The organism is Streptococcus tangpeifui (assembly GCF_044503215.1).
GTDB lineage: Bacteria > Bacillota > Bacilli > Lactobacillales > Streptococcaceae > Streptococcus > Streptococcus tangpeifui.
In genome coordinates this window covers 756,597-772,741 of sequence record NZ_CP172427.1, presented here as the reverse complement: position 1 = coordinate 772,741, position 16,145 = coordinate 756,597, and the positions used below count along the sequence as shown (strand labels likewise).

The 16,145-nt window shown below is 41.2% G+C and carries 16 protein-coding genes and 1 other annotated feature; of the genes, 2 read left to right on the top strand and 14 right to left on the bottom strand.

Annotated elements, in window-relative coordinates; translation table 11 throughout:
• Window positions 1-207: 207 nt before the first annotated feature.
• The 7 genes from ACFSN5_RS03640 to ACFSN5_RS03610 all read right to left on the bottom strand — a co-directional run bounded on the left by ACFSN5_RS03640 (window position 208) and on the right by ACFSN5_RS03610 (window position 8,773).
• Window positions 208-1,062, bottom strand: coding sequence for a HEPN domain-containing protein (locus ACFSN5_RS03640; RefSeq protein WP_165329135.1), 855 nt, complete (start codon window positions 1,060-1,062; stop codon window positions 208-210).
• Window positions 1,063-1,345: 283 nt separating this feature from the next.
• Window positions 1,346-2,704, bottom strand: a complete 1,359-nt coding sequence (gene rlmD, locus ACFSN5_RS03635) for a 23S rRNA (uracil(1939)-C(5))-methyltransferase RlmD (protein ID WP_165209685.1) — start codon at window positions 2,702-2,704, stop codon at window positions 1,346-1,348.
• 405 nt (window positions 2,705-3,109) lie between these two features.
• Window positions 3,110-4,534, bottom strand: a complete 1,425-nt coding sequence (locus ACFSN5_RS03630) for an LCP family protein (RefSeq protein WP_165209682.1) — start codon at window positions 4,532-4,534, stop codon at window positions 3,110-3,112.
• 34 nt (window positions 4,535-4,568) lie between these two features.
• On the bottom strand, window positions 4,569-5,393 hold the full coding sequence (gene pheA, locus ACFSN5_RS03625; protein WP_165209679.1) for a prephenate dehydratase: 825 nt from the start codon (window positions 5,391-5,393) through the stop codon (window positions 4,569-4,571).
• Entirely contained in the window at window positions 5,390-5,866 is a 477-nt protein-coding gene (locus ACFSN5_RS03620; protein ID WP_165209676.1) for a shikimate kinase, read from the bottom strand. Before ACFSN5_RS03620 ends, pheA begins: the two co-directional genes overlap by 4 nt.
• On the bottom strand, window positions 5,859-7,142 hold the full coding sequence (gene aroA, locus ACFSN5_RS03615) for a 3-phosphoshikimate 1-carboxyvinyltransferase (protein ID WP_165209673.1): 1,284 nt from the start codon (window positions 7,140-7,142) through the stop codon (window positions 5,859-5,861). Before aroA ends, ACFSN5_RS03620 begins: the two co-directional genes overlap by 8 nt.
• A 332-nt stretch (window positions 7,143-7,474) precedes the next feature.
• On the bottom strand, window positions 7,475-8,773 hold the full coding sequence (locus ACFSN5_RS03610; protein ID WP_241154244.1) for a polysaccharide deacetylase family protein: 1,299 nt from the start codon (window positions 8,771-8,773) through the stop codon (window positions 7,475-7,477).
• A gap of 374 nt (window positions 8,774-9,147) precedes the next feature.
• Between ACFSN5_RS03610 and ACFSN5_RS03605 the strand changes: the two genes are divergently transcribed.
• A complete protein-coding gene (locus tag ACFSN5_RS03605) occupies window positions 9,148-9,738 on the top strand; it encodes a hypothetical protein (RefSeq protein WP_165209667.1) in 591 nt (196 codons plus the stop codon).
• 61 nt (window positions 9,739-9,799) lie between these two features.
• Here the strand turns inward: ACFSN5_RS03605 and rplT are convergent, their stop codons facing one another.
• From rplT to ACFSN5_RS03580, 5 genes are all read right to left on the bottom strand, one after another.
• On the bottom strand, window positions 9,800-10,159 hold the full coding sequence (gene rplT, locus ACFSN5_RS03600) for a 50S ribosomal protein L20 (protein ID WP_165209664.1): 360 nt from the start codon (window positions 10,157-10,159) through the stop codon (window positions 9,800-9,802).
• A 47-nt stretch (window positions 10,160-10,206) separates the two neighbouring features.
• Window positions 10,207-10,407 (bottom strand): 50S ribosomal protein L35, encoded by a 201-nt coding sequence (gene rpmI, locus ACFSN5_RS03595; RefSeq protein ID WP_004229520.1) that lies wholly within the window; start codon window positions 10,405-10,407, stop codon window positions 10,207-10,209.
• Window positions 10,408-10,447: 40 nt separating this feature from the next.
• Window positions 10,448-10,981 (bottom strand): translation initiation factor IF-3, encoded by a 534-nt coding sequence (infC, locus tag ACFSN5_RS03590; RefSeq protein ID WP_004228388.1) that lies wholly within the window; start codon window positions 10,979-10,981, stop codon window positions 10,448-10,450.
• Between the two features lie 14 nt (window positions 10,982-10,995).
• Window positions 10,996-11,125 (bottom strand) — a sequence feature (ribosomal protein L20 leader region).
• 23 nt (window positions 11,126-11,148) lie between these two features.
• Entirely contained in the window at window positions 11,149-11,829 is a 681-nt protein-coding gene (gene cmk, locus ACFSN5_RS03585) for a (d)CMP kinase (protein ID WP_165329136.1), read from the bottom strand.
• A gap of 1 nt (window position 11,830) precedes the next feature.
• The gene (locus ACFSN5_RS03580; protein ID WP_165209658.1) at window positions 11,831-12,466 is read right to left on the bottom strand and encodes an SAG1386/EF1546 family surface-associated protein; all 636 of its coding nucleotides are present in this window, start codon (window positions 12,464-12,466) and stop codon (window positions 11,831-11,833) included.
• 52 nt (window positions 12,467-12,518) lie between these two features.
• Between ACFSN5_RS03580 and ACFSN5_RS03575 the strand changes: the two genes are divergently transcribed.
• Window positions 12,519-12,716 (top strand): ferredoxin, encoded by a 198-nt coding sequence (locus ACFSN5_RS03575; protein ID WP_004228511.1) that lies wholly within the window; start codon window positions 12,519-12,521, stop codon window positions 12,714-12,716.
• On the opposite strand, the gene ACFSN5_RS03570 is transcribed toward ACFSN5_RS03575, so the two are convergent.
• Window positions 12,700-13,203, bottom strand: a complete 504-nt coding sequence (locus tag ACFSN5_RS03570; protein ID WP_004229273.1) for an EbsA family protein — start codon at window positions 13,201-13,203, stop codon at window positions 12,700-12,702. The genes ACFSN5_RS03575 and ACFSN5_RS03570 overlap by 17 nt on opposite strands.
• A gap of 157 nt (window positions 13,204-13,360) precedes the next feature.
• Window positions 13,361-15,928 carry a GBS Bsp-like repeat-containing protein gene (locus ACFSN5_RS03565; RefSeq protein ID WP_165209655.1) on the bottom strand — a complete coding sequence of 856 codons (2,568 nt, stop codon included), beginning with the start codon at window positions 15,926-15,928 and terminating at the stop codon, window positions 13,361-13,363.
• Between the last annotated feature and the right edge of the window lie 217 nt (window positions 15,929-16,145).

Sequence of the window (16,145 nt, the reverse complement as noted above, 5' to 3'; positions counted from 1 at the left end):
TTAGTTGCCTAACCTGCATACTCTATCCCGATATCTAAGCCACAGCCACAAGCTGTTTTTATCCAATTGACCATGTCAAATCTCTGACGAGTGCGATTGTTTGGTAATAAACCAATTTTTTACACTCAAATCTGCCCTCAGGGGCTGATGGTCAAATGCTCGAAAAGACCTGAAATGCAACTCGCTGTTTCCAATCGTTTCGTCACGTCATTCTTTACTCTTCGAAAGTTTTTGAACTAACTTTTTATAATGGACCTCCGCTTTTTCGTAATCTGGCTTCCACTTTGAATTAATTGTCTGTTCAACTTGTTTTAAAAATTTAGAAACCTTAATCGTCAAATCTAAAAGTTCTTTTACAACTTCCTCAAAATTTTCCTTCGAAAGTGAAGTCTCTCGAGAATACTCAAAACCACTCACTGTAGTTAGTCTGGGATTTGTTCCTGCAGCAAGATCTTCAGCAGGAAATCTATTAAGATGCGCTAGATCATTTCTCAGAGAAAACAGATTATCTAATTTATCCAATATATCGGTATTATTTTCATCAATCTCCAAAAATTTTGAATAATTTTGATATTTTCCAGAAAATTTTTTTCCGCTAGAATATTGTTCTGTAATTCTATTTAGATATTTTAAATACTTTTTCGGGACATAATTCTTATCCAAATTTTTCTCTGATTTCCCTTTTTCTGTCTCCTTAAAACCTTTTACTAACAAATCTATATTTAGTTTTAGTAACTGCTTAATAGAATCTTTGAAATATAGTTCAAGGACAGCAGTCAGTCTTAAAATATAGTAGTTTATAAAAGCACTGTACATTTTTGAAGATGTTACTTTTGGATCAGTAAATATTGAATCAAGATTTCCCTTATCAAAATCCTCCGCAAGCGTCCCTTCTTTAATACTTGATGCAATAGCACGATCCCCAAGCTTAAAGAAGTCATTCTCACTAACATGTAGCATAATAATTGACTCATTTCTTAATTCTTTCACTAAACATTCAAATACTTTATAAGGTGCCCCAATTTCTCCTTTAGATTTTTTAAAAGATTTTTCGTGTTCCATGACTTAATCTCCTCAAATAAATATTATCTATAAAAATTCCATTTTATTAATGGTATTATTAAACAGTGTTGACAGATCAAAATAGAATTAATCATTAACATAACCCATACTAACTAAATCTACTCTTAGGCAGCTATTTCAGGAGCAGAAGTCATTACTACTCTTCGTCGTGCCACTCCTTGACTAGCAAACTTACGCACTCAACATGGTGGTATTCGGGGTCAACAGATCCACTGGATCTGTTGAGCATCTTGCCTTAAAACAAGAAAGCAAGGCGGACAATCTAATGGCATTGTTCAAGTAAAGCGACACACTCGATGTGGTGTGTGTTTGGGAAAAGGTCCACAGGCTGCACTTTTTTAAGCTTATAGCCCAGTTCTTCATAAAGCTTGATGTCACGCGCCATGGTGGCTGGGTTGCAGGAGACGTAGGTGATTTTGTCTGGTTGCACGGCGACACTAGCTTTGATGAAGCTCTCAGTCAGTCCCTTGCGCGGCGGGTCAACGAGGAGGACAGTCGGCTCGATACCTGCCTTGACCCAATCCTCCATAGCCGCCTCGGCCGAGGCACAGACATAGTCGGCATTACTGATACCGTTAGCTCGAGCATTTTCTTGAGCATCTTGAACGGCCTTGGCTACCACTTCGACCCCATAGACCTGCTTAACTTGCTTAGCCACAGATAAGCCAATGGTACCGATACCTGAATAGGCATCAATAACGACATCCTCCTTGCTCAGCTCAGAAAAATCAATAGCTGTCTGATAGAGCTTTTCAGCCATGACCGTATTGACCTGATAGAAGGACTGAGCTGAAATTTCGTACTGATTCCCCAGCATGCTGTCGATAATGGTATCTTTACCGTAGAGGGTCCGAAATTCTGAACCCAAAACGACATTAGTAGCCTTATCATTGATATTTTGGATGATGGATTTGACTGCTGGAAAGGCAGTAGTAATCTGTTCAATCATTTGCTCAATTCGAAAGATTTTTGACCGCGTCGTCACCAGAACCAGCATCATCTGACCTGTATAATGTCCTCGACGGACGACTAAGTTACGGATAAGACCTGTCTGCTCTTTCTCATCATAAGGTTTGAGATCATAGCGTCGCAAAAGATCCCGCACAAAAACAATAAGCTTATCGATTTCCTTATCCTGAATATAGAAATCCTCGATAGGCACAAGATCGTGAGAATTCTTGCGGAAAAAGCCTGTCTCCAGCTGCCCGCGAACCCTGCGAACAGGTACCTGCGCTTTGTTGCGATAGGCATAGGGCTGATCCATACCAAGTGTCGGGAGCACCTCGACATCACTAATTCCAGCAATCTTGGTCAGATTATTAACCACTTGCTGACGTTTAAAATCCAGCTGCTTGTCGTAAGCTAGATGTCCCAAGTCAGCAATCCCAGTTCTCAGGTAGGCTGTATCCAGATTCTGCACCCGATCAGGTGACAGTTCTAAATAAGTCTCAACCTTGCCGTAACCAATTTTCTTTTTGATTTTCAAAATACGCATGCGGATTTTTTCACCCGGAAGAGCATTATCCACAAAGAAAACCAAACCATCAACCTTGGCCAGCCCTTGACCCTGATGGGTTAGATCGACAATCTCAACATCAATCACATCATTTTTATTTAACATTTTTTCTCTTTTCTTAAATCATTAGTCTATTTCTATAAAAAAGAGTCTGAGACAAAATTTCAGACTCGATTTGACTGTTTTAAACGGAAGTAATCATCAAGTAGTTAATTGGAAGTCTTTATCTAGGGCGCATGCCCATTTTCAGGAATCCCTTAACCCCTTTAGTTGCCATATTAGTGATAACTTCAACAGTCTGGGAAACTATCAAAATAGGGGAGAGCAAGTAAGACTCGCCCTATCTACTTAACCCTGCATCTGAGGATAAACTGCCAAAGCCTGCCGCCTTAAAACAAAAGATCAGCAGAGGTCTGAGGCTTAAAATAGGAGAGCGTGGAAAATCGAAATCGCCATTTCATACGATCTACTGATGATTGCCCTACTCTCATTATAGTATAGTTGAGCCAATCACCGCATACCCATTTTCTTCAGTTGGGAACGATAGTGGTCAAAATCAATAGATAGGCCTAAACCGCCATACATATCATAATCATCAACCCAGTCCCCATTTTCAGGTACGGTTTTCTGCTGAATCCCCTTAGAGGCATCTGTCATAATGGGCACCCCATTTTTCAGCAAGAAACTGTAAGGCATATTAGTTGAAGTCATGGCAAAGACTTTACCAACGGCTTCTGACCCCGTAAAAAGTTTGGTCGGATTCTTTATCTGGCTGATAACAGCCTTCATAACCTGCTGCTGCCGCTTGGTCCGTCCGAAGTCGCCTTCGTCATCATGGCGGAAACGGGCATAATTCAGCAGCGTTCGGCCATCCATCTTTTGCTTCCCAACCTTGATAGTCTGCTCAGGTGTCACCCCATCCTTGGCATTAAGGTCATCGGGCACTTGAACCTCTGAAACTTCTTCTCCTTCAACGGTCGCAAACTTGGCATTAATTTCAACCCCATTCGGGAAAAGCGTATCAACAGCTTCAGCGAAGGTCTCGAAGTCCAGCATAACATAATACTTAATCTTGAGACCAAAATTATCCTTGAGGGCCTGCCGCATATATTCAGCCCCCTGATTACCGTCTTGCTCCCCTAAATTAAAGGCAGTATTGAGTTTTTGATCATTGGAATAACTATCAGCACTGGTCCCGTCAATATTGATTAGGGTATCTCGCATAAAGCTGACCATCTTAGCCTTGTGATCGCTGTTGCCGATATTAACCACCATAATGGAGTCGGTTCTCGCATCGGTAGAGCCCTGAGTAACCCGTTTATCACTTCCTAGAATCAGGATATTAGTACCATCCTCAGTATCCTCACCATTGAACTTTTCCTTGATTGCTGGTTTATATTTACTGTTGGCTCCATTGACAGCTGAAAGACCCTTATAGAACTTATAGCCCATTCCTGCAAAGATGAGCAACATAATCCCTAAGAGGGCTAAAAAGGTTCTCTTGACCCAATGGCGATTATTTCTAGGCCTCTTGGGACGAGAGGGTCTGGCAGAACTATCATAGGCAGTCGGTTCAACTGTCCTTTGCGATCTTTGCCTCGCCTTACGTGCTTGATATGAGGAATGTTCATCATCATAAAGGGGCAAGCCTTGATCAGTATAGCCGTCCTGATCTAGGTCGTCATCGTAGTCTGAATAGTAGCCATCATCAGCGTCGTCATTTTGATACCACTGGCTTGAATTATCGGACTCTTCCTGATAATCCGATTGGCTGTATTGATAAGCACTTCTGCTACGCTGGGCCTGATTGAAAACCTCAACTTTATTTCTTAAATAATTAAACTCTTCCTGCTCCTTGGGCGATAGATAATGGTAGTTTCGCATCAAGTAGTTGTAACGCAACTCTTCATGATGCGTAAGATTATGATTTGCCATAGTTTCTCTCTATTATCCGATAATTCTGTAGATTTTAAATGTTATAAACATTATACTCCCCTAGTACCTTAAAGTCGATTCCAAGGACTTGCAATTCCTCCAGTGCAAATGCGACGAGCGCACTTAAAGAATTGTCCAAATCAATGATAAAGAAATATTCTCCCAAAACCGTCTTCAAAGGCCGGCTCTCAATCTTAGTCATATCAATACCCCGCCAAGCAAAGACTGACATAGCCTTATAGAGAGCTCCGGGTAGATTGTCAGGCAAGGTAAGGGCTAAAGAAATCTTGCTAACCTGAGCTTGCAGAGGCAGCTGAGGCGCTTCTTGCCCCAGAATCCAAAAGCGGGTATAATTCTCATCAATCTCTTGTATATCTTGACCAATAATGGTTAAGCCATATTCCTGCGCTGCTACGCTAGGAGCAATGGCTGCATAAGACTGCTCAGGATGTTCTGCTACATAGCGAGCCGCATAGGCCGTGCTGGCTGTCACTTCGATTTTTGCCTGAGGATAATGCTCCCGAATATAAGCTTTTCCTTGAGCAAGTGCTTGAGGGTGAGAAAATATTTTCTCAATGTTTCTATCTGCGGTACGAGCCATTAACTGCTGCTGAATAGGCTGAACAATCTCTGCCACAGCCTTAATATCAGCTTGATGGAAAAGGTAATCCAAGGTCTCATGAACCGAACCTTCGATAGAATTTTCCACTGGGATGATAGCAAAATCAACCTGACTATTTTCATAGGCCTTAATCACATCGGTAATATTAGCATACGGGACTAATTCTTGTTCTGGAAAGGCCTTGAGAGCAGCATTATAGGTAAAGGAACCACTAGGACCTAGGTAGGCAATCTTCATCTGATTTCCTCAACAATTTCATCTGGTGTCTTATTAGTAACATCAATAATAACATTAGCTGCTTCCTCATAAAGGGCTTGCCGGCCATCAAAGATGGCCTGAAACTCTTCCTTGCTATTATTGACAAAGAGCGGACGAACATTGGCTTCATCCCTGGCAATCCGATTATAGAGGGTAGCAAAGTCTGCTTTCAGATAGATAGTCTCTGAATTTCGAGCTAAAATATCTCGATTAGCAGGGCTTGTAACCACACCGCCGCCTGTTGCAATCACTGAATTGCTATCAGCCAGTTCTGCTAAGGTTTCAGCTTCAACTTGACGAAAGGCCGCTTCTCCTTTAGTTGCAAAGAAATCTGCGATCGGCATACCAATTTTTTCGGTAATCAGGGCATCCATATCAATAAAATTTTCATCCAAAAGGCCAGCAATAGTAGATTTACCAGAACCCATAAAACCAATTAAAATCTTAGCCATTCATCAATCCTTTCAAATCATCAAAGAAGCCTGGATAACTAGTATTGATAGCCTCCGCTCTCTCCAGCTCGACCTCTCCTTTTTTGACCAAGAGAGCTGCGACAGCTGCCATCATGCCAATCCGATGGTCTCCAAGGGTATTGATCCTTGACCCATGCAGAGCAGTCTTCCCTCGGATAATCATGCCGTCTGCAGTCGGTTCAATGTCAGCTCCCATACTATTGAGGGCATCTGCTACTACTTGAATGCGGTCGGTCTCTTTAACCTTGAGCTCTTCCGCATCAGCAATCACTGTCTGCCCTTGAGCCTGCGTCGCCAATAAGGCAATGATAGGCAATTCATCAATCAAACGTGGAATGATATCACCAGAAATGCTCGTCCCCTGTAAAGCTGAGCTTTCTACTGTAATGGTAGCAGACTTGGCCACAGGATCCACTTGACTGAGACTAATTTTCCCGCCCATCGCCTTGATGACATCCAGAATACCCGTTCTGCTTTCATTAATTCCAACATTTTCCAAAATAATCTTAGAATCAGGCAAAATCAGGCCAGCTACTAACCAAAAAGCGGCACTGGAAATATCTCCGGGAACAACAACCTCCTGACCAGTTAATTTTTGACAGCCATGAACACGAATTTCCTTACCTGAAATCTCTAAGTGACCGCCGAACTGCTCAATCATATCTTCAGTATGATTGCGGGTTTTCTCTTTTTCGATAATAAGGGATTCTCCATCTGCCTGTAAAGCCGCAAAAATCAAAGCCGACTTGACCTGAGCTGAGGCCACTGGCAGCTGATAATGAATCGGTTTAAGTGAGTGGCTGCCGTGAATTTTTAGAGGTGGTAAATCTCGTTTCGTTTGACCAGAAATCTCCACCCCCATCTGACGCAGGGGAATCGAAATCCGATCCATGGGACGCTTAGACAGGCTGTCATCACCATACAATTCAGCAGAAAAGTCTTGGCCGGCTAAAACACCTGAAATCAAACGGATGGAAGTTCCAGAATTACCCATATTAAGTTGGTTCATTGGTGCTTTGAGACCATGGAAGCCCACACCGTAGATTGTAACGACATGACCATCATCCTCAATTCTAACCCCCATATCTCGAAAGGCCTGCATAGTAGACAAGACATCTTCGCCGCGCAAAATATCATGAACAGTCGTCACTCCCTTGGCTAAACTGCCAAACATGATGGAACGATGACTAATGGATTTATCACCGGGAACACGGATCGTTCCCTGAAGATGCTGAACATTCGTTGCTAATTTCATGAAAGACTCCCATAATAAGGCTAATATATACTAGTATTTTACCATAAAAGACAACCATTTTTAGACAAAATCCTAATTTTTCCTAAGTCGAGATGCGGAAATCTCTTCTAAAAACTCCAGTTGTTCCAAGGCAAAAATTGATGCTAAGCTAATACAAGATACTAAGCCGTTAAGCGACTCAAAGAAATTTAGGGAGCTTGACAAAGAATCCCTAAATATTTTGGGAAAGCGAGTCTAATTTCACAGAGCCGCAGGTGTCTTCAATTTAAAAATGCTCAATAAACCTGACAAATGATAGAAAAAAGACCTGAGAAACTCAAGTCTTATCTAAATTAAACATAACCATACAATTCACTGACAGTCACAAACTTATACCCCTGTGAACTTAAATAGCCCAGCACTGTCGGAAGAGCATCAACCGTTGTCTGGTGAATATCATGCATCAGAATAACGCTGCCATTTTTCACCTGAGACTTTACTTGACTTAAAATAGCCTGTGTGTTGCGATTTTTCCAATCCAGTGTATCAACATCCCAAAGCACTTGATAGAGATTTGTTAAGCTCCGCACCTTATCGTTGGTAGCACCGTAAGGCGGACGTAAGAGTTTAGGCGCCTGACCTGTTGCCTTTTCGATCGCCTGACTTGTTTGGGTAATTTGCGAAGAGGCTTGATTAACCGGTAGTTTATTCAATTGGGGATGATTCCAAGAGTGGTTCCCAATATCATGACCGTCTTTCAACTCTTCCTTGAGGATACCTTCATTACCAGCAACGCTTTGGCCGACAACAAAGAAGGTGGCCTTAGCCTTATATTTCTTCAAAATTTTAAGAACCTTAGGTGTTGTCATAGGATTAGGACCATCATCAAAAGTCAAAGCAACAACGTGTCCTGACATCTTCTCCTGTAAACCTGCCCCATGTTTATAAGATTGGTAGGCTTTCAGATCCTTATCTTTTAGATAATTAGGATTGAGAATATCGTAAAGGCTAGTAATAGCAATCATAACCTTTTGACCACCGATAGATAAAACTAACTGAGACTGACTGTAGCTAAAAGCTATCTTTGACAGTTTCTCTTTTTTAAAGACAGTCAAGACCTTAGCCTGCTGCTTCTTACTGATTCCTTGGGCTTTAAGCGCTGCTTTAACCTTAGGCGTTAAGGCTTCCCTTAAATCTGTTGTCCGCGACAGTAGATCCGTCAGTTTCAAAGCCGTATTATCCGACTTGATTAAAAAGCTTCTGAGTACTTTGCTTTTTCCTTTATGCAATGATGCTCCCTGCTTATAGTAAGGGTGTTCATAAAATTTAGCCTGCTGAACATTTTTTAAAGCAGAGTCCGAACAAGCCATGCCAACAAATCGATAATCGCCATCCTTAGCCGTTTCAGCTGCTTTATTTATAGTTTCTTTTAGTCCAGCATAAGCTTTTCCTTTATCATTACAAGGATAATAAAGCCAAGTATCTTGCTTCTTAACTGCCACTACAGATCCTTGCTTTTTACTAAAAATTTTCTCAGACTCAGCTGCTCGGGTTAAATCCTTCTTAATAGCACTATGTCGGTACACTATTATTCCTAATAAAGCTACTAAACAGAGCAAGATCCCCCAAAAGCGATACGATTGTTTATTCACATTTGTCCTCCATTCCAACATCTACTATTATAGGGCAATTAGTCCCGAGCTTCAAGGGGCTGTCCATAATCTATGACAAAAGGCAAACCAAAATTTCAGCATTAAAATTCAAAACGAGATGTTTCCAGACAACTAACTGCCATTGCTCCCTATCTAAAAATTGTATCAATTCCTGTCTTTCTCGAAGCGTGCTTAAAAAATAAATCGTCAAGCAAATAAGAACCTAATGTAATTACATTAAGGCAATTTTCTAAATGATGAGAGTGGGACAGACAGCCATGATGGCTCAGCCTCCTCAATCATACAAAACTCCACCAAGGACTCATCAAAACTTTGATATAATAGCATTATCAACCCGATAGGAGATTATGACCATGAACAGACTGCTAATTCCAATGCTATCGACATTAATGTTAAGCCTCTCAAGAATACTCTTAGCACACCTTTCACAATCAGACTTATTTTTAACAGACCCTGTACATTGGATCAAATCACATGATAAACTGCTCAAATTTTGTGATGAGTTATTAGCCATCACAGCATTTTTATTTAGTGGCTCTATCATTTCTTTCGTACTATACCATAGGCAGGACGACTATTTTATGCTCGCAATAATTAGTGTTAGCTTGATATACTGCATCTTTGCTTGGATAGGTACTGTGTTAATTATTGGAAATAGTATCTATCCGGTTAATGGTCTTAAAGCACTGAAAGAGTCTGAATTACCTAAGGCTTTATTGCAAATATATTCTAGACTGCATTTATCAGACTTATCTCTTGGTATATTAACGATTGCTTTATCTAACTTGAATCCAAATTTATATATCAGATTGAGCGGCTATGCTGTTGGCCCAATGCAGATTTTGTTTACTTACTACAGTAAGCCATTGAAGTACAAAACCTATATCTTTACAGTCATTGCATGGACTATCTGGATGATTTTATTTCAATTAACAACTAACTGAAGTCATTTATATCCTTTATATTTTAAAAATAAAAAATGAGCACTAGGCCCATTTCTCATTTTTATTTACCAAGTTTTGCTTTAGCTGCATCAGCGAGTGCTGTGAAAGCTGCTGCATCGTTAACAGCTAAGTCTGCCAACATTTTGCGGTTAACTTCAACTTCTGCCAATTTCAAACCATGCATCAATTGTGAATAGGATAAACCGTTCATACGAGCTGCCGCATTGATACGTGTAATCCACAATTTACGGAAATCACGTTTTCTTTGACGGCGGTCACGGTAAGCATAGTAGTAAGAATTCATTACTTGTTCTTTTGCCGTACGGAACAAGATATGCTTAGCACCATAATAACCTTTAGCTAATTTAAGTACACGTTTACGGCGTTTGCGAGAAACAACGCCACCTTTAACACGAGCCATTTATATTTTCCTCCAAATATTCTTCTTAATTGCTTTGACTAAATGCCTTATTTCATTTGAGACAGCATTGCTTTGATACGTTTGAAATCTCCTGAATGCACCATAGCTGCCTTACGAAGATGACGACGTTGTTTTTTAGTCTTACCGTGGAAGCGGTGTGAAGTGTAGGCACGGAAGCGTTTCAATCCGCCTGAACTTGTACGTTTAAAACGTTTAGCTGATGCGCGGTGTGTTTTTTGTTTTGGCATTTTAATTTCTCCTCTTTAAGTTTAATGACTGATAAATCCCTTATTTTTTCTTATCAGGGATTGGCGCCAACTGCATGAACATTTGGCGGCCGTCCATCTTAGCGCGTTGCTCAATGATAGCGATATCTTGCGTCGCTTCAGCGAAGTCAGCTAAGACTTGTGCACCAATATCCTTGTGAGTAATCATCCGTCCACGAAAACGGATAGAAACCTTAACCTTGTTGCCCTTTTGCAAGAACTTACGGCCGTTTCGGAGCTTGGTTTCAAAGTCACCCTTATCAATAACGGGACTGAGACGAATCTCCTTAACAGTAACAGTGCTTTGTTTCTTGCGCTGCTCCTTTTGTTTCTTTTGATACTCAAACTTGAACTTTCCATAGTCCATAATCTTAGCAACTGGTGGAGTTGCCTGCGGTTGGATCAAGACGAGATCAACATTAGCATCATCAGCCGCTGCTTGAGCTTCAGACAGGGGTTTGATTCCAAGTTGTTCTCCATCAAGTCCCACAAGGCGAACTTCCCGAACGCGAATTTCATCATTTATGAATAAATCTTTTTTTGCGATGATTTTCACCTCTTCATTTTTTTAGAGAAAAACGAAAGCGGACTTGCCAACGCAAGCCCGCACTACAGTAATATTTCATGGAAATGAAACTTGACATGTAGAGCCAGACAACGTTAGTCGCAAGGCGAGAAGCTCTCACTTCTGCTTTCCTCATTGTTAGCAGTATAACATGTCGACTAACCTCTGTCAATAATTTTCTCTGCTTTTTCTGAAATAAAATCAACCACACCATCAATTGATACCCCAGTCGTATCAAAGGTAATGGCATCATCAGCTGCCTTCAGCGGAGAAACCTTGCGGTGGCTGTCCTTGTAATCCCGATCCGCAATTTCTTGTTTGAGCTGCTCAAAATCAGTTACAATTCCTTTTTCTTGATTCTCTTTGAAGCGGCGCTCAGCCCGTTCTTCAACAGAAGCAACCAAAAAGATCTTTAACTCAGCATCAGGCAGGACAACTGTCCCAATGTCACGGCCATCCATAATAATAGCCCCACTCGCAGCGATTCGGCGCTGCTCATCAACCAATTTTTCACGAACTTGAGGGATAGCTGAGACAGCTGAAACATGGTTGGTCACATCATTTTGACGGATAGCCAGCGTAACATCCTCACTACCCAGACTGACGGTTTGACTGCCATCAGCTGCTTTGCCAAAAGCAATCGGATAGCGGTCAAGCAATTTTAATAAGGCATCAACCTGCTCCAAATCAATACCATGTTTGAGTGCCAAGTAGGTGGCACAACGATACATGGCCCCTGTATCTAAGTAAGTATACCCCAATTTCTTGGCGAGAATCTTAGCAACAGTGCTCTTACCACTGGAAGCCGGACCGTCGATAGCAATTCTAATTGTTTTCATCTTAGTTTACGTGTACCTCATCACCCGGATTAGCATACCAGTATCCTTGAGTCATGTGTTCAGGATTAAGCTCTCTAAGTTTGTCAACAGAGATTCCTGCACGCGCTGCAATAGCCGCTTCACCTTCACCCGGTTGAACAGTAATAGTTTCACCATCACCAGAGGCAGACGATGACGAAGAAGATTCGCTACTGGATGACGCCTCTGTACTCTCTTGGGTATCAGCTTCTGAACTAGAAGGCTGCTCAGAGCTTGATTCTTGTTTAGCACTTGATTTAGAAGCACCATAAAAACTTGAAGTTTCCTTAGTTTCATTGCTGCCGCCGTTTGACGTGTAAAAGACAAAGAAAAGAATAGCAACTACAACCACAAAGAAGACACTGAGTAAAATAGTCAAAACTGGAGTGCTGACAAAGGAACTACGATTTTGACTACTGACCGAGCGGCTACCGCCAGAACGATGTCGCCCAATAACAATATCGTCATCCTCATCATCCTCAACTGCTGCCGCCTCCGCTTTATCACCAACATCCCTGATTTCCGCATCTTCGACATTGTCAAATTCTTCAGCTTCGTTTACTTCTTCAAGCTCTTCAACTTCTTCTTTGATCGGTGTTTCCCATGGTTTTTTAGACATGCTGTCCTCCCTCATCCTTGTAAAATTAATCAATACGTACTAAAATAATACTATGAAAGTCTCAATTATTCCAGAAAAATGCATTGCCTGCGGGCTCTGCCAAACTTATTCTGCCGCCTTCGATTACCACGATGACGGTATTGTCAAATTCGCTGACAGCAACAAGCTCGAACGCATGCTGCCAGACACACAAGCTAACCTTTTAGCTGTTAAATCTTGTCCAACGAAAGCCCTCAGGATTGATTCCTAAGCGAGGGCTTTTCTTTTTTATCATTTTGATAAAGCTTGAAATAATCCAAACTATCCGAATGGTCAAGCAGCTCCACTTCTCCCTTGAAAGCTGGATTCAGTGCTAGGTCATCTAAGAAATATTTCTTAGGCCACTTACGCATATAAAACAGCCGGGACTTGCCATTCGTAAAAATGAGGGCCAGAGTTGTTCGTGTCACCTCAATCCGCTTGATGCTTGCAATATCAACCTTGAGTGGTTTTAAAAAGTTAAGGGAAATAATCCAAAGTTTATTATCCTCACCAATCACAAAGTAGCGGTGAAATCCCAGACCGACAAAAATCATGAAGATGGCAATAAAGGTCAATCCTGTCCTTGGGACAGAAGCCCTTTCATAGAATAATGACATGGCAATAAAAATCGGAATAAAAGTGATGGACCAATAAATAATGGACCAAGATAATTCCGGCTGCCAGTGATATCTAACTTTTCCAAATATCTTTATCATAGCGGCCCCTCCATACCAGTACATTTTACCATAAAAAGAAGAGATTTCCCATTCTAACCGAAAAAACTTGGAAGAATTTTTCATACCTTCTTGTTGGGTTTGAACACTAAAAAGGAGATTGGAAAAACTTTGCCAACCCCCTTTTATTCAATAAGTTTTAACTCAACCGACCTGTATAGTCAATACTTTGGTCAACATTGGCCCCCAAAGCTTTGGAAACACTGGTATATTGCCAAGCTGCCGCATTGCTATAAAGATTATCATTGGCAGCTTCTTCTTCAGACATTTGATTGTAACCATTGACATAATGGGCTACCCACATATTTTCCATACCAACTTGGCCTGTTGAGAAACTACCACCTCGGGTGTCTAGCCAGCTGGCCATAGTATAGTAAATCAGGTTATTATAGCCCATACTCTTCATGGTTTGGGTCCAAACCGCAGTATTTTCATTGACATTGGCCCGAACCTCACTTGCTTCAATATCATCAACCATAGCAGTTCCTGCAGTCAGGCCATAAGACTTAGCCACATTGACAAAGAAGGCTGCTTCGCTTCTGGCCTCATCCGCATTAGTGTAGCGGGCAAAATGATAAGCAGAAACCTTGAGCCCAGCCGCTCTTGCATTAGTAATCTGACGAGCTGCATAAGGGTTAATGTAAGAATTTCCTTCAGTCAGTTTAACCACAACTCCTGTGATTCCACGCGCCTTGAGCGAACGATAACTTTCAACAGAAATGTTGTCATTATAGCTGCTGACGTCGATAAAGTAACGATTGGCTCTTGCTTTATTTAAATCATACTGCCCTAAATTGAAGCCAGTCCGGCTACCATCTTGGTAGTTAACATAGACGTGGACGGTGTAGCTGCCCTTAATATTTCCGTGGTTACTTTGATTGATATCTACACTGGCAACACCATTATTGACATCTGCACTATACCAATGAATATTAGTTTGGTTTTCTTCTGACCACACTGCAACATCCATGCTTTTAGCTTTTTTAGAATGATCTGTTTCATTGAGAATAACTCTCATAGTCCCCTGTTCAGCGTTATGATCCCTAACGGTTGGCCAAACTTCGGCTGGCGTAACTGCATCTGCTACAGAAAAATCAGCAGCTGATAAGCCAATTAAACGCCCACCATCAAGGCTTGAGTAGCCATACAGATGAACAAGGTATTTCCCTGATTCAAAATTATGATTCTTCAGCTTAATGAGTCCAGTATAACTGCCATCGGCATTTTTAGTTGTGTCGTACCATACAATATCATCCTGATCATTTTTTTCAGTCCAGACAGGAACTAGAACCGATGTTATGTAACTTGGCACTTTATCAACTGTAACCCTATAAGTTACATCATCTTGCTTGCTAATGTTAGCTGAAGCAGTCGGTGAAGGGACATCTATCGTAGTGGTATTGATACCAACAAATTTTCCATCCTTATTTGCGTAAGTATGAATATGATAAGTTCCGTAACCAGAATGATTAGTATAAGGGGCTAATGCTGAGAAACTGCTGTCAGCTTGATACCAATGGACATCGTCCTGATCTCCAGTTTGAGACCAAACAGCAAAATAAATATTGCTGAGGTTTGCTACCTCATTTGAATCTAGGTGAAGTTTAATACCATTTGTATCCAAGCTAGCTGTAACATTATTTTGCGGAGCAACCTTGATGGCATCAGCAGTCTCTTTTTTATCAAAGCCAGAAGTAGCTGCTAAGCCTACCAAGCCACCTGTAATAGAACTTTGTCCATATATATGAACACTATAATGCCCTAAATCATTGTGATGATTAGATGGATTGATCCTTAAGCTGTAGCTAGTAGTACCTGTCTTTTCAGCATGATACCAAGCAATATCATCTTGATCATTTTTATCTGACCAAACTGGCACCAAAAGATCGGTAATATCATCAGAAACATTATTGACCGTTAAACTATAAGTCCCATCTGAGTTTGGTACAATCTTAGTAGAAATTTGAGGAGGATTAACCTCAGTGCTTGTTGCATTTCGACCTACAAAATGTTCTCCAATTTTAGAATAGGTATGAATAATATATTTCCCATAAGAGCGATGTTTAGCAAGATCTATATAGGCAGCACCTTTATCATTAGCAGTATACCAAACCATATCATCTTGATCATTCTTTTCGGTCCAAACCGCAAAATAAATAACCTCATCTTTAGCCATTGGACGATTATATTGAATCGTCATCATTTGACCAGATACAGAGGCAGTCGTCACTTGAGACGAAGCTTGATTGGCGGCGCTAGCCCGACTGACTGTTGTAGAAACGCTCGCTCGAACAACTGTTGTATCAGTCGCCGGACCTGAAACAGGTTGAATTTGATCAGCCTGAACAGTACCTGCCTCTGAAGCAAGCTGATTAGTGGATACTTCTGATGTCGCTTGGCTTTCTGAATTAGCTTGACTTGAATCTATCTCAGACGTAGACTGCTGATTGGTCGGAACTGCTTCTGAAACACTGGTTGCCTCAGAATTGGCCAGAGCTGCTTGATGAGCTTGGTTGGCTTGTTCTTGCTGGCTAGCATCAGTATCGGTTGTCACGGATTGATCCACTGGAGCAACCTCTCTTGCCGAACCAGCTGGAACATCACCGGTTTCATCAGCAGAGACTAAACCACTTATCCCCAACACAGTCAGGGCAGCCGCACTGGCAATTACCCAATGTTTCTTAGCTTTGTACATTTTTTTCCGCATTCGTCCTAATTCCTTTTTTAATTTGATTAATGAAGTTAGTTTACCATAATCGCCTAATATCGACAATAGATAGGGCTTCCAAGGCTTTTGGAATTAGTTTAAGAGGGGTCCCCTAATATTCCATAAAAAGAAAATTGATACGCCAAAGGCGTCTCTGTAAAACTATAATTCAAATAGCTGCTCCCCCTTTTATAACGCTTTTCATTCGGATCTTATT

Bases quoted from the DNA above. Each gene is read 5' to 3' on its own strand.
- ACFSN5_RS03640 (WP_165329135.1), bottom strand. From the start codon at position 1,062: ATGGAACACGAAAAATCTTTTAAAAAATCTAAAGGAGAAATTGGGGCA.
- rlmD (WP_165209685.1), bottom strand. From the start codon at position 2,704: ATGTTAAATAAAAATGATGTGATTGATGTTGAGATTGTCGATCTAACC.
- ACFSN5_RS03630 (WP_165209682.1), bottom strand. From the start codon at position 4,534: ATGGCAAATCATAATCTTACGCATCATGAAGAGTTGCGTTACAACTAC.
- pheA (WP_165209679.1), bottom strand. From the start codon at position 5,393: ATGAAGATTGCCTACCTAGGTCCTAGTGGTTCCTTTACCTATAATGCT.
- ACFSN5_RS03620 (WP_165209676.1), bottom strand. From the start codon at position 5,866: ATGGCTAAGATTTTAATTGGTTTTATGGGTTCTGGTAAATCTACTATT.
- aroA (WP_165209673.1), bottom strand. From the start codon at position 7,142: ATGAAATTAGCAACGAATGTTCAGCATCTTCAGGGAACGATCCGTGTT.
- ACFSN5_RS03605 (WP_165209667.1), top strand. From the start codon at position 9,148: ATGAACAGACTGCTAATTCCAATGCTATCGACATTAATGTTAAGCCTC.
- rplT (WP_165209664.1), bottom strand. From the start codon at position 10,159: ATGGCTCGTGTTAAAGGTGGCGTTGTTTCTCGCAAACGCCGTAAACGT.
- rpmI (WP_004229520.1), bottom strand. From the start codon at position 10,407: ATGCCAAAACAAAAAACACACCGCGCATCAGCTAAACGTTTTAAACGT.
- cmk (WP_165329136.1), bottom strand. From the start codon at position 11,829: ATGAAAACAATTAGAATTGCTATCGACGGTCCGGCTTCCAGTGGTAAG.
- ACFSN5_RS03580 (WP_165209658.1), bottom strand. From the start codon at position 12,466: ATGTCTAAAAAACCATGGGAAACACCGATCAAAGAAGAAGTTGAAGAG.
- ACFSN5_RS03575 (WP_004228511.1), top strand. From the start codon at position 12,519: ATGAAAGTCTCAATTATTCCAGAAAAATGCATTGCCTGCGGGCTCTGC.
- ACFSN5_RS03570 (WP_004229273.1), bottom strand. From the start codon at position 13,203: ATGATAAAGATATTTGGAAAAGTTAGATATCACTGGCAGCCGGAATTA.
- ACFSN5_RS03565 (WP_165209655.1), bottom strand. From the start codon at position 15,928: ATGCGGAAAAAAATGTACAAAGCTAAGAAACATTGGGTAATTGCCAGT.